General features: G+C 39.9%; 11 protein-coding genes. 6 read left to right on the top strand and 5 right to left on the bottom strand.

Annotation, left to right across the window (positions count from 1 at the left end; all coding sequences use genetic code 11):
• Positions 1-98 precede the first annotated feature (98 nt).
• Positions 99-935 (bottom strand): hypothetical protein, encoded by an 837-nt coding sequence (locus tag LXL81_RS17050; protein ID WP_234648008.1) that lies wholly within the window; start codon positions 933-935, stop codon positions 99-101.
• A 73-nt stretch (positions 936-1008) separates the two neighbouring features.
• The gene (locus tag LXL81_RS17045) at positions 1009-1644 is read right to left on the bottom strand and encodes a GDSL-type esterase/lipase family protein (protein WP_234648007.1); all 636 of its coding nucleotides are present in this window, start codon (positions 1642-1644) and stop codon (positions 1009-1011) included.
• A 113-nt stretch (positions 1645-1757) separates the two neighbouring features.
• Between LXL81_RS17045 and LXL81_RS17040 the strand changes: the two genes are divergently transcribed.
• On the top strand, positions 1758-3857 hold the full coding sequence (locus tag LXL81_RS17040) for a S46 family peptidase (protein WP_234648006.1): 2100 nt from the start codon (positions 1758-1760) through the stop codon (positions 3855-3857).
• Between the two features lie 46 nt (positions 3858-3903).
• On the opposite strand, the gene LXL81_RS17035 is transcribed toward LXL81_RS17040, so the two are convergent.
• Complete coding sequence (locus LXL81_RS17035; protein ID WP_234648346.1) at positions 3904-4506, bottom strand: thymidine kinase; 603 nt, start codon at positions 4504-4506, stop codon at positions 3904-3906.
• Positions 4507-4620: 114 nt separating this feature from the next.
• Between LXL81_RS17035 and LXL81_RS17030 the strand changes: the two genes are divergently transcribed.
• From LXL81_RS17030 to LXL81_RS17020, 3 genes are all read left to right on the top strand, one after another.
• Positions 4621-5754, top strand: a complete 1134-nt coding sequence (locus LXL81_RS17030; protein WP_234648005.1) for a hypothetical protein — start codon at positions 4621-4623, stop codon at positions 5752-5754.
• A gap of 102 nt (positions 5755-5856) precedes the next feature.
• On the top strand, positions 5857-6663 hold the full coding sequence (locus tag LXL81_RS17025) for a hypothetical protein (protein WP_234648004.1): 807 nt from the start codon (positions 5857-5859) through the stop codon (positions 6661-6663).
• Positions 6664-6739: 76 nt separating this feature from the next.
• Positions 6740-7375 carry a hypothetical protein gene (locus LXL81_RS17020; protein WP_234648003.1) on the top strand — a complete coding sequence of 212 codons (636 nt, stop codon included), beginning with the start codon at positions 6740-6742 and terminating at the stop codon, positions 7373-7375.
• On the opposite strand, the gene LXL81_RS17015 is transcribed toward LXL81_RS17020, so the two are convergent.
• Positions 7376-8218 (bottom strand): hydroxymethylglutaryl-CoA lyase, encoded by an 843-nt coding sequence (locus tag LXL81_RS17015; RefSeq protein WP_234648002.1) that lies wholly within the window; start codon positions 8216-8218, stop codon positions 7376-7378.
• A 196-nt stretch (positions 8219-8414) separates the two neighbouring features.
• Positions 8415-9476, bottom strand: coding sequence for an NAD-dependent epimerase/dehydratase family protein (locus tag LXL81_RS17010; protein WP_234648001.1), 1062 nt, complete (start codon positions 9474-9476; stop codon positions 8415-8417).
• 255 nt (positions 9477-9731) lie between these two features.
• On the opposite strand from LXL81_RS17010, the gene LXL81_RS17005 reads away from it, so the two are divergent.
• Together LXL81_RS17005 and LXL81_RS17000 are read left to right on the top strand one after the other, a co-directional pair.
• Positions 9732-10466: a hypothetical protein gene (locus LXL81_RS17005; protein WP_234648000.1), complete on the top strand. Its 735-nt coding sequence runs from the start codon at positions 9732-9734 to the stop codon at positions 10464-10466.
• Positions 10463-13234 (top strand): TonB-dependent receptor, encoded by a 2772-nt coding sequence (locus tag LXL81_RS17000; RefSeq protein WP_234647999.1) that lies wholly within the window; start codon positions 10463-10465, stop codon positions 13232-13234. The genes LXL81_RS17005 and LXL81_RS17000 overlap by 4 nt, the downstream gene beginning before the upstream one ends.
• Position 13235: the final 1 nt, after the last annotated feature.

Genomic DNA, 13235 nt, shown 5'->3' with positions numbered 1-13235 from the left:
GTTTAGATATTGAAATAATAATAAAACGGGTCACCTTCTTCATGAAAGTGATCCGTTTTTATTTAAGGATAATTTGAAAGAAGGATAATTATCGTTTATCAATTAGCGTAGGAGTAAGAAAATATACTATTATAAACCTGATTTGTTGAGGCTTGGACAAAACTTGCCACTTTCGTAATTATTCGGTTATTTGAATCATATTCGTAAGAATAATTCGTAGTTCCTATATATAATTTGCCAGGTTGCGATGCTAAAAACGCATTCCAGCCATTACTATAAAATAAATCATTATTTCTGGTAGTTGCTGTTTTTGTCGTAGCGAGCTCATTTTTACTGTTGTAAATATTATTGGTTGTTGTTGTGAAAATAAATTTCGGAGTTCTTTGAACAATAGCAAATTCTCCTTTCGGAACATCATGACAAATAAAAACAGAATCAGCCTCTATTGAAATTCTATTTTGAGAATCATAAGTAAAGCTACGTTTGGTAAGCCACAAGGGGGATCGAAAATAGTAATCTCCGTCAGCATAAAATCTGTAACTTTTTAATTCTTTTTTGATCAGTATAGTATTACTGAAAATAGAACTATCTGACATTGATACGGCACCCGCAGGATGGCCGAATTGAGTAAACTTTATTAATTTATTGGATGTACTAAAAGTGTAAAGCCGGTAATAAGTCAATGTTTTTGTGTTTAGCAGGTTTTCCGGGTTTTCTCTGAATCCCATAACAGGGCTACTTTTTGATGATCTTTCAAGTCGTATTACACCGTCAGAATCCAGCTCACTTTGCACGGTTATGCTGTCATCCGGTAAATATCGCAACTCTGTAATTTTGTTAAGATAAGTCTCTGTTGGCTCAGGATTATTTTCTTTTTTACAAGAACTCCACCATAGCGAGGTAATGGAAATAAGTATGATGGAGAAGTTTTTCATTATATCTGATTTACGTGAATAAGATTTTGCAACTTCAATAATACAATTATTTAAGGAAATATTATAATAAAATTTATTGTGATATTTTTTGATTCAAAACCTTTTCAATTTCCCTCGCCCAGATTTTATATCCTTTGTCATTTAAATGGGTTTTATCAACCGCAAATTCAGCTTTCAAACCAGTTGAATCAGAGATCAGCGGATTTAGATTGATAAATTTTATAGTATGCTTCTCGCAATATTTGATCAAAAAATGATTGAGACGATCTACTTCTGATTTGCTTACGGGATCGTTTTGTTCGTAAAATGTTAAGGTAACAATCGGAATGATGTTATTCTTTTCAAGTGTGTTCAAAATTGTGGTATAATTCTTCTGGATCTTTTCCGCCGAAACGCCAACGGTGATATCATTAATCCCGGCTTCAACAAAGCAGATTTTTGGATGTTTTTCAATTACATTATCTTGTAGCAACCCAAGAAAATGATAAGTAGTCAACCCGGCAAAACCGCTATTGAGCACATCTGTTCTGCCTAGCAATTCGACCCATTTTCCCTGAGCCGTCAGCGAATTTCCAAACATTACAATTTTAGCATCTCCTTTCAAAGCAACGATTTTCTGAATCCATTTATCACGGAAAATGTAAGCACAAAGGCATATAAATATTACATTGAATAAGAGCGAGATCGCGAGGGAATATTTAATTTTCATTTCAAATCCGGTTTATTCGCACAGCCAGGGTCGATATTGATCGGAACGGATCATTTATTCCTTAAACTTATTAGCTTTGGATAACATTGTTACACCAATAATAAATTTATTTAATGCAGTCATCAATAAAAATCATTAAAAAACTCGGCCTGCTTGGATTGCTTTCCCTTGGAAACGTGATGGTTAAGGCGCAGGATATCAAGCTCGATTCTGTGAAGGCAGGGGCGTTTGATATGGGAAAAATGTGGACTTTCGATACGCCGCCTGCCGAGTATTTTAAAAAAACATACAACTTTACACCGGACGAAAAGTGGTTTGAAAAAGCCAGGTTATCCGCTCTACGCTTTGCAACTTATTGCTCAGCTTCATTTGTATCCGCGGATGGTTTGGTGATGACCAATCACCACTGCGCAAGAGAATCAGGCGTGGCTGTTCAGAAAAAAGGCGAAGATTTTCTGGCAAACGGATTTTACGCTGCCAAACTTGCTGACGAAAGAAAGGTGCCAGATTTATTTGTTGATCAGTTGGTGAAAATCGAAGATATCACTGCCAGAATGCAAAAAATTGAAGATCAGGGTGAAACTGATGAAGAGAAAACGCAGTTCCGCGACCAGGCTTTTGAAACAATAAAAAAAGAATATCAGGAAAAAGCAGAATGGAAAGGTCTTGAAATCCAGTCGGTTAGTTTTTACAGCGGTGGCCGGTACTCTTTATATGGGTTTAAAAGATACAATGATGTAAGAGTTGTTTTTATGCCGGAACTGCAAATGGGATTTTTCGGAGGAGATCCGGATAATTTCACCTATCCGCGCTATAACCTGGATTGTTCATTTTTCAGGGTTTATGATGATAATGGCAAACCGTTGCATACCGATAATTATTTCAAATTTAATCCGGATGGGGTAAAAGACGGCGAGCCCGTTTTCGTTGTTGGAAATCCGGGAAGCACCGGTCGTTTGAGAACGGTTGATGAACTTGAATTTGACCGGGATCTGGTTATGCCTTTCACGCTGCAATTGTTAAAAAACCGTTCTCTTGCATTGCAGGAATACAACAAAACCGCAAAAAGTGATAGCATACTGAATGAGATTTTTAGCTACGAAAACAGTTACAAATCTTACAAGGGAAGATATGACGGAATGAAAGATCCGGTGCTGATGGCGAGAAAAATGGATTTTGAGAAGACTTTTAAAAAAGCAGTTCAGGCTAATCCGAAACTTTCTGCCGGTTATGGCACCTGGGATAAAATTTCTGAAAATGTAGAAATCCTCCGTTCTGCACGTAATGATATCGCGATCATGCAGCCAAACCCGCTTTCACGAGGAGAATTATTAACCTTTGCTCAGCAGCTGGTAGATTTTGCAACACTGTCTAAAACTAACCCAGATCGTGCTGCTACATTAAAAGGTACTTTAAAAGCTTTTAAACCTGAAATTCCTTCTCTGGAACAGGCTTACCTGATTTCTCATTTTGAAGAATCGGTAACGTTTTTGAAAAAGGACGACGAATATCTTAAAGTTGCGCTTGGCGGAAAAACGCCAAAGGTAGCAGCCTTAAACGCGCTGAAAAATACAAAACTGAGTGACGAGGCCTACGTAAATTCCTTATTGGACGGCGGTGCAACTGCAATCGAAGCATCACAGGATCCGCTGATCAAACTGGCCAGAATTTCTCAGCCAAGATTTATGACGGGTGCTATTGCCTCGCGCGATGCCAATGCGAGATTGAATGTGGAGCGGGCAAAACTGGGCCGGTTACTTTATGATATTTACGGAACCAGCATTCCACCGGATGCCACTTTCTCTTTAAGAATCAGTGATGGTTTAGTTAAATCTTATAATTATAACGGAACAACGGCGCCGATCAAAACAACCTATTTTGGCATGTATGACCGCTATGAATCTGCCAAGGGAGAATTCCCCTGGTCATTACCAAAACGCTGGTTGAATCCGCCACTTGATTTGTTAAAAGCACCTATCGATTTTATTTCAACAAATGATATTATCGGTGGCAATTCAGGTTCTCCGATGATCAATCAAAAACTGGAAGCGGTCGGATTAATCTTTGACGGAAATATGGAAAGTTTGCCTGGCTATTTCATTTTTGCTCCTGATGCAGGAAATCGTACCATTTCGGTTCATGCCGGCGGAATGATTGCTGCTATGAAACATATTTACAAAGCAAACCGGTTGGTAGAGGAATTGACAAAATAAGCAATCAGGCTCTGTCGATTTTTTTAATATGACGGAGCCTGAAATTTCAACAAGGCTGATCGTATGCCTCTTCTCCCAAATTAAAACATCTTCTGCACCTGGCTTCGTATAGATCCGTTTCTCCTAATAATACTTTTTCATTGGAAGGAGAAAGCCGGTAGGAATGGGAAGCCACTTCTCCGCAAACCATACAGATTGCGTGTACTTTTGTGACATATTCTGCGGCAGCCATCAGCTGGGGCATACAACCGAAAGGTTTTCCCAAATAATCCATATCCAGTCCTGCGATGATCACCCGTTTGCCGGCATTAGCCAGCGCGTCACAAACGCTCACGATGGATTCGTCGAAAAACTGCGCTTCATCCAGTCCGATCACTTCCGCGTTTTCAGACAGTGCAATAATTTCGGATGAAAGATCTACCGGCGTTGCTTCCACGGAATTCTCGTTATGCGAAACAATGTTCTCCACATGGTATCGTTTATCCAAAGCAGGTTTGAAGATTTGTATTCTCTGGCGCGCAATTTTGGCACGATTAAGTCTACGGATCAGCTCTTCGGTTTTCCCCGAAAACATGGATCCGCAGATTACTTCAATCCACCCGGTTCGCGGGTGCTGGTGGTGTCTTGTATGAGAAGGCTCAATAAACATGATAGCCGTAAATAAGTTGAATCTGTAATTGACTGCCCGAACAGCCATTTTTTATTTATCTTTACAAATCAAACACATTTTTTAAACACTCTCGTTACAAAGCTCGTATTCGTTATGCCGAATAGTTTGAACTCAAATGCTCTAAACCAATATGCTTCCCGTTTCACGGCAACTGTCCTGAACGAGGTGTATCGTAATCAGGCTGTTGTAAAAGGCTCGGAATTACTCAAACTCACACCGGTTCGTCAGGTGAATCTGGGTGTATTAAATCGTCTGTTTGACCAATGGAAAAATAACGCTCAGGCGTTTCGAAGCATATATTTTGATTTTGAAAGTGAAGAAGTGAAAGCTGCATTACAGGCTTTTATGAATACCGTTTCTCAAAACATCGCTGTAAAACGTGCCGATCTTGAACCTCTTCTTCTTGATTCTGTGAAAGATGCGATCACGCTTATTTATACGCCGGAAGTTTATTTTGAAGCAAAATTAAAAGCGATGCCGGAATCTGTTTTTACAGCAGAAAAGGCTGAGCAACTTTCAAAATACACACAGATCCACAATGGTATTGCCAGGTCATTGGCACAACGTCTTTCGGAAAGCAATGCTGATTCTGTTTATATGACGCAGGTAAATGGCTGGTTGTATGAAATAAAAAGCAATACTGAAATCCTTGATGATGTGACACCTTATGTGAGTCAGTTTTCAGAAATTCTGAATCTGGATTCATCGGAATTATTTCCTATAAATAACCCGGTATATCCGGTTGCCCCACAAGGTAACAGGCAGGAACCGAAATCGTTTTTTGATTCTGCTCTTTCAGAAATTGATAATATAAAGCCGGTAACGCCTTCTGTTTCGCCTGCGCCGCAACGTGCAGAACCGGGCGTTGAAATTCTATCCAATATTGTTTCACAAACCCATTCTTCTGAAAGAGAATCGCTGAACAGCCGTTTTAAAGTCGAGGTGCCAAAAGCTTCCGAGGAAAATCGTTACGGAAATGTTCAGGTTAAGGTGGAAAGTATTGCGGGATCTATTCCGTTGGGACAGCGTTTTATGTTTGTCAATCAACTTTTCAGCAAAAACAGCGAGCATTTTGATAAAGCAATTTACGAGCTTGACCTTGTAAAAAGCTATGAAGAAGCAGAAAATCTGATTTGGCATCGTTATGCATCTAAATATGCGTGGGATGTAAACGGAGAAGCGGTTTTGGCTTTACTGAATATCGTTAAACGCAAATTCAATTCTTGAAATAGTTTTTTGAAATAGCATTTTACTGGCGTAGTGAATATGGGAGAGCAATCTGCATATTTTACTCGACAGAAAAACTTCCTTCAATCTTTCGTTATTTTTTTGGTAATATCCTTTAAAACCTTCGCCGATGGGAATCCCTTTCCCATCGGCGCAAGGGCATGGGGTTTGGCAAATGCGACTGTTGCCCGTTCTGATTATTATGCGCTTGGAAATAATGTAGCCGGACTCGCCGGGATTTCTAACGCAACCATTTTCTCTACCTACGATTCTCATTACAACTTTGACGGAATAAATACTTTGGGTTTTGGCGCGGTTTTGCCGTTGTCCAAAGATCTTGGAACCGGATTTTCCATGCAGCGTTTTGGAGATAAAACCTATAATCAGATAGCAATCGGGATAGGTGCCGGGCATAGGATTAACAGATTCAGCCTGGGTTTAAAAATAAATTATCTTCAAACGGCCATCAATGCATCGACTATTTCATTGAGTAAAAAAGCGCTGGTTTTTGAATTTGGAGGAATAGCGATGATTTCTTCAAAACTGTATTTTGGTGCGCATATGTTCAATGTTACACAATCCCGTTATTTCAGCGAAACGCATGAAGAAATAGATACCGCACTGAAAACCGGAATTTTATACAAACCAACAAAAACTGTTCAGCTTAGTGCAGAAATTGAAAAAGCTACAGCATATTCTGTCAGCTTCCGTGCAGGCTTGGAATATGAAGTTATGCCCAATTTTTTCGTAAGAACAGGAATTGCATCACGACCACAAACCAACCATTTTGGTGTTGGTTTTAAAGGAAGTAAATTCCATATTGATTACGCGGTTCACACGCACCCGCAATTGGGATGGTCGCATCATTTTTCTTTGGGGTATGTAATTGGTGGAAAAAGTGAAAAATAACAATTGATAGTTTTATACTACCAACCTACTTATTTTGTAGCTTTTGGAGACATTAAATAAAACCATTAGATTGAGGATGAAAAGTAATCAAGAGATCTTTTACGATTTATTAAAAGTAGTGCATACATACTACCCGGTGGGCTTCCCATATTCGAATTTAGGTTATGACGGGTATAAAAAACTACAAAGTATCATCGTGGAAAATTGTCAGTCCACGATGGATGGGAGCATTACTGATCCTTGGAACAGCGTTTGCAAATCACTTGAAGAGTTAAACTTAAACCGAACTTATTTTGATGCCAGTGCAATTGCAGCTCTTCCATCGCAGCGATTTATGGCTATTTTTCATGAATCCCATGAAGGTTTGTTACATCGACGAACGTTGTTAACCGGCGTTGTATCCTTATTATCCAATTATTATTGTGTTTGGATTGAAGAACAACTTGCTACTTTCAGTGAAAATGGAATGTTAAATGAAGTTGTAGATATGCATAGAAAACAATACACAATAGAAGAAAAAGGTGAAATTGATGCAGTACACAATATAATGAAGACCAACTATCCTGACTATATCCATGTTGAATATAATCTTCTCCAAAAAAAGATATATGGTGCGTTACCTGTTGGTTGTGATCCACAATCAATGATTTATAACTTTCCGATATTCGATTTTATATTTGGTCAATATAAACCTTCGGGTCTTGTTGAATAATCAGATCAACCCCAAAAACATTCCCTTAGCCTCTTCCAACGCATTCAAATCCAGTAAATTCGGTTCCTTTTTTTCGATTATAAAATCCAGCAACCGCTCGGTTGGCATATTCCCAACCAGATCATCCTGGGCCATCGGGCATCCGCCGTAACCTAATAAAGCTCCGTCGAACCTACGGCAACCAGCGTTATAAGCTGCTTCAATTTTGTTTTTCCACTCTTCCGGTTTTGTATGAAAATGTGCGCCAAATTCCAGATCAGGATTTGCAGAGATTAATTGGTTGAATAAAGAACTGATATCATCGATTGAGGCCAGGCCGACTGTATCGGCCAGTGAAAAAATGGTTATGCCAAGAGCCGACAACTTTTCAATCCATTGCAAAACAATTTCAGGATTCCATAAATCACCATATGGATTCCCAAATCCCATGGAAATATAAATGACCAGCTTTTTGTTATTTTGTTCGCACAGCTTTTGAATTTCCTGCACACGTTTCAAAGATGCCTGAATGGTGGCATTCGTATTTCTTAGTTGAAATGTTTCAGAAATAGAAAAGGGATAACCCAGATAACTGATCTCATCAAAAGCGCAAGCTTCGGAAGCACCGCGTTCATTGGCAACAATGGAGAGAAGTTTTGTAGAGGAATTGGAAAGGTCCAGTTTTGAAATAATTTCTGCCGTGTCAGAAACCTGAGGCATCGCTTTTGCCGAGACAAAACTTCCAAAGTCAATGGTATCAAAACCGACACGCAGAAGTTTATTCAGGTATTCAGTTTTCTGCTCGGTGGGGATGAAAGGATGGTGGCCTTGCCATGCATCGCGGGGGCATTCAATGATTTTCATGAGAAATTTGTGATTTAATTCCGGCGTACGGCGCCTTGACATTCTGCTTTGAATTATCTCTACAAATCGTATAACAAACTTATCTGGTACCTGGTTTTTACCAAAAAGCGCACGAAGTTCAACACGAGGGGGACAAAGAATAATAGTGCAACCTTTGTTTTTCTTTATGTAAAACTTCGTGCGCTTTGGGTTTATTTTATTTCAAAATTGGTGCTAAATCCTTTTCGTTTTCAGCTAACCAGGCTGTAATTTCCTCAACGATCTGGCGGATACCTATTTTTGGTTCCCAGCCTGTCATAGCAGTAACCTTTGTATTGTCAGTTAAATACAGACGTATATCAGCAGTACGTGTTTCCGGAACAACTTTGATCGGAATTGTTTTTCCGGTTACTTCCTGACAGATCTTGGTAAGTTCCTGCAACGATGCGCTGCTTTGCAAACCACCACCTGCGTTCAGGATCTCACCATTTACCTTGTCAAGATTATGAAGCTGCCAGTCGATCAAACGGTACAAATCGGCAACATGAAGCATATCCCGCATTTGTTTTCCTGTTCCACCATAGCCAAAATAGCCTAATTGCTGCTCAAAATAATGTTTTGCAATCCATAGCACCATCACACCCTGATCAACTTTCCCCATTTGCCATGGACCAGTGATCACACCGCAGCGGTTGATAACAGTACGCAGATTGTAAAATTCGTTATACTCCTGAATAATCAGTTCAGAAGCCAGTTTCGTAGTTCCGTAAAGAGAACGTGCGCCATTTAACGGGAAATCTTCTGCAATTCCTTTTGACGAAACACCCGGAACCGGCTGATCGTCAGCCAGCGAAAATCTTGTTTCTTCTTCAACAAAATTCAGTGTTTCAATCGTTTTGATCGGATATACACGGCTTGTTGAAAGAAAAATGAAATCAGCTTTATGTTTAAGCGCGTAGTTCAGACAGTTAACTGTTCCAACCAGGTTGGTATTGATCAGATAATCCGGAGTTCCATCCAATCCAGCCAAAACCGATGGTTCAGCAGACGCTTCAATCACTGAATCAACAGCTGGAAAAGCGTCAAAATCCTCTTTATTACGAATATCTCCATGCACAAATTCAACTCCCGCTTGTTTTAAACGGCTAAGATTCAATTCAGAACCGCGACGTTTTAAATTGTCAAGTGCAAAAATCTGGTAGTCAGGATAATTTAGTTTGAGTGATATCGCCAGTGCCGATCCTACAAATCCGGCTCCTCCGGTAATAAGTATTTTCATGAATAATATTGGTATATGAGAGATTGAATGAAAGTGTGTTCATTTCCAGCATCAAAGTTAGGAGCATTCAGCCAATTTGGGTAGTGAAGCAAAGGATTTTTATGGAATGGTTTAGAATTAAGATTTTATTCTTTTAAGAAATAAATATTCCAAGTATAAAGTAAGTAACTAATTTTAATACCTTTAACACATAAAATGATTTTTTGCCACAAACAATGGATTTGCTTCGTAAGGAGTTAAAAGTGATATCGTTATATGAGAATTTTTACTATCTGCTTTTTTCTGATTTATCTCATTGCCGGTAACACCTATGGGCAAATAGCCGTTTTACAGCCTTCCGTTCCGGACAATGTGCCGGCATACCCTTTGTCACTTTACAGATCGGCAACCAAAGATGCGCAAAATCTTTACAATGGCCGTGTTTATTACATCTATGATTCCCGGGAAGATGAGCACCAGTTTTTCAATGACCGGAAGTATGAAAATGGCGCTGTTTTTTATGACGGACAGCGTTACGACAGCATTCCTATGATGTATGATATCGTTAAGGATGAGCTTGTTATCAAACATATCAATGGTTTTGAGCCAATTGTACTACAATCTCCAAAGGTTAGTTTTTTTACAATTTATGACCACAGTTATATCAATCTGAAATCGGGTAAAGATATTACTCCGGATATGCAGACCGGTTTTTATGATGTTGTTTATAACGGAAAAACAAAAACACTGGCTCGCAGGATCAAACAGCGGCAGGAGAAAATTGTCGAAAGAAAAGTAATCGCCATGTTTCCTCAGAAGAATTTTTTCTATATCTATTCAAACGGAAAATTCAATAGCGTACATACCAGAAAGTCAGTAACAAAGCTTTTTCCCGGGCAGAAAGCAGAATTACGTAAGGCTTTGCGTGAGCAAAATATCAAATTTCGGAAAGATCGTGAAAGAGCAATTGTAACAATGGTTGCACGCTATGACGAATTAACTAAACAATGAAAATATTCAGAAACTTTACGATCCTCATCTGTGTACTTCTATTTTCCCAGCTAGCCAGGGCCCAGAATGTCGCGGAACCACGTATCACGATCCATCTGGACTCTGCACGTTTTAATGATTTTGTCAAAGATGTTGAAAGACAGACAGGCTATTTTTTCTATTATGATGCCGCCCGATTTGATAGTCTGACCATCGATCTTGATGTAAAAGATCAAACCATCAGAGCCGTTTTGGATCAGGTTTTCCGCGGTTCGGATTTTACCTATGCGCTGGATGCGGGCAAACGGGTTTATATTACCGAAGGCCAGAAAATCATCACGCAGCTGCAACCGGGATTGTTTAATCCAAACAGTTCAGACGCATCAGAGCCTGTTGCGTACGTTGGGCCTGACAATGAAGCGCAGGAAAAATTGCTCTCAACGGCAGAAAGCAAAGTCCATGAAATTGGTGTGAAGCGGTATAAAATCCCACCGGGAAATTCAACCATAACCGGATATGTTCGCAGCGCCATCACGGGAGAGCCGGTAATTGGTGCAGCAGTTTTTATTGAAACGCCTTCCATTGGTGTAACCACCGACGCACTCGGATTTTATTCTCTAACGATTCCACGCGGAAAGCAAAAATTAAAAATCAAAAGTTTTGGTATGCGCGAAACCCAGCGTCAGATAGTTCTTTATTCTGATGGGAAACTGGATATTGAAATGCGTGAAAGTGTTATCGCATTGAAAGAAGTTTCTGTGAAAGCCGGAATGGATAAAAATGTGGTGAGCACGGATATGGGCCAGGTAAAATTGACTATCAAAAACCTGAAACAAGTACCAACCGTTTTTGGAGAAACCGATTTATTGCGTACCGTTTTAACACTGCCGGGCGTAAAATCTGTTGGAGAAAACAGTACAGGATTGAACGTCCGCGGAGGTTCTACGGATCAAAACCTGATCCTTTTTAATGATGCCGTCATTTATAATCCATCCCATCTTTTCGGATTTTTCTCTGCTTTTAATCCGGATGTTTTAAAAGATGTTGAATTGTATAAAAGTACAATCCCCTCAAAATACGGTGGCAGATTATCTTCCGTACTGGATATCAATAGTCGCGATGGGAATAAAAAGAAATTTGTTGCATCCGGTGGCATTGGTCTGGTAACAGGAAGACTTACCGTGGAAGGCCCGATTATAAAAGATAAAACTTCATTTATTCTTGGTGGCCGCTCGACTTATTCAAACTGGATATTGAAACGTCTGGATGATAATAAATACAACAAAAGTGCTGCCAATTTTTACGATCTGAACTTGCAGATTAGCCATGAAATTAATGAGAAAAACAGTATTCTGGTGACGGGCTACATGAGTAATGATAAATTCAGGTTATTTGGTGATACTACATATTCATACCAAAACCAGCTTGGTGCAATCAAGTGGAAACATACTTTCAACGCCAGGTTATACAGCGAGTTTACGGCGACCCATAGTAAGTATAATTACCATATGGAAAGCCAGGGTTTGCCACTTAATGCATTCGATCTCAAATTTGATATCAACCAGTCGCAGTTTAAAGCAGATTTTAATTATATCCTGCATCCGAAACATACACTGAATTTTGGTTTAAGCTCTGTTTATTACAAACTTCATCCGGGCTCATTCATGCCAAAAGGAGAGCAGTCGCTCGTTATTCCGGATCAGTTACAGCAGGAACAGGCACTGGAAAGCGCGGTTTATATTGAGGATAAGTTTGAATTCAGCCCGCGTCTTTCGATTAATGCAGGTTTGCGCTATTCGTTTTACCAATATCTGGGGCCAAGGACTGTGAACAAATATGTTGCCGGCTTTCCGATCGACAAAATTTATGAAGACGGCACTCAGACTTATGCTTCCGGGAAAAAAATTAAAGGTTACGGCGGACCGGAATACAGACTTTCGCTACGTTACACGATTTATGACAACTTAGCGCTGAAAGTAAGTTACAACACTTTGCGTCAGTACATTCACTTGCTGACGAATACGATGACGGTTTCACCAACGGATATCTGGAAACTTAGTGATCAATATATCAAACCTCAGACAGGAGACCAGATTTCTGTTGGATTATACAAAAACCTGAGAGGCAATAAAGTGGAAGTTTCTCTGGAAGGTTATTACAAAAAGATCCACAACTTTCTGGATTACAAAGGCGGCGATTCGCTGATTATGAATCCGAGGATTGAAGCTGCTGTTTTAGGCACGCAGGGAAAAGCTTACGGGGTGGAGCTGATGGTCAAAAAAATGACCGGAAAACTAAATGGCTGGATCGGGTATACCTATTCCCGGACCCTGTTGAGGGCATTGGATCGTGATTCTCCGGATGCTCCTAATGAGGGAAATTATTATCCGAGCAATTATGACAAACCCCATGATTTCACGATGATCACCAATTACAGGTTCACGCACCGTATCAGTCTTTCACTCAATTTTACGTACAGTACGGGCCGTCCTTACACACCGCCGATCGGGAAATACATTATCGATGGTGCGGAGCGGGTTTATTATGCGGATAGGAACCAGTACAGGATTCCTGACTATTACCGGGCAGATGTTGCAGTCAATGTCGAGGGAAATCACCGGGTGAAAAAGTTGGCGCACAGCTCCTGGACATTCGCAGTATATAATTTATTAGGTCGGAAAAACCCGTCTTCGGTATATTTCCAGACGGTAAACGGACAGGTCAATGGTTATCAGCTTTCGATTTTTGGAAGGCCGATCCCGACACTTACCTATAACTTCAGATTTTAAA

The organism is Dyadobacter sp. CY356 (genome assembly GCF_021440195.1).
In the GTDB taxonomy this organism is placed as follows: Bacteria; Bacteroidota; Bacteroidia; order Cytophagales; family Spirosomataceae; genus Dyadobacter.
Note: the sequence above shows the minus strand (reverse complement) of the source record. Positions and strands in the feature narration are given on the sequence as shown.

Excerpts from the sequence above, each read along its gene's own strand:
- LXL81_RS17030 (WP_234648005.1), top strand. The coding sequence starts at position 4,621 with ATGCCGAATAGTTTGAACTCAAATGCTCTAAACCAATATGCTTCCCGT.
- LXL81_RS17015 (WP_234648002.1), bottom strand. The coding sequence starts at position 8,218 with ATGAAAATCATTGAATGCCCCCGCGATGCATGGCAAGGCCACCATCCT.
- LXL81_RS17050 (WP_234648008.1), bottom strand. The coding sequence starts at position 935 with ATGAAAAACTTCTCCATCATACTTATTTCCATTACCTCGCTATGGTGG.
- LXL81_RS17045 (WP_234648007.1), bottom strand. The coding sequence starts at position 1,644 with ATGAAAATTAAATATTCCCTCGCGATCTCGCTCTTATTCAATGTAATA.
- LXL81_RS17035 (WP_234648346.1), bottom strand. The coding sequence starts at position 4,506 with ATGTTTATTGAGCCTTCTCATACAAGACACCACCAGCACCCGCGAACC.
- LXL81_RS17040 (WP_234648006.1), top strand. The coding sequence starts at position 1,758 with ATGCAGTCATCAATAAAAATCATTAAAAAACTCGGCCTGCTTGGATTG.
- LXL81_RS17005 (WP_234648000.1), top strand. The coding sequence starts at position 9,732 with ATGAGAATTTTTACTATCTGCTTTTTTCTGATTTATCTCATTGCCGGT.
- LXL81_RS17000 (WP_234647999.1), top strand. The coding sequence starts at position 10,463 with ATGAAAATATTCAGAAACTTTACGATCCTCATCTGTGTACTTCTATTT.
- LXL81_RS17010 (WP_234648001.1), bottom strand. The coding sequence starts at position 9,476 with ATGAAAATACTTATTACCGGAGGAGCCGGATTTGTAGGATCGGCACTG.
- LXL81_RS17020 (WP_234648003.1), top strand. The coding sequence starts at position 6,740 with ATGAAAAGTAATCAAGAGATCTTTTACGATTTATTAAAAGTAGTGCAT.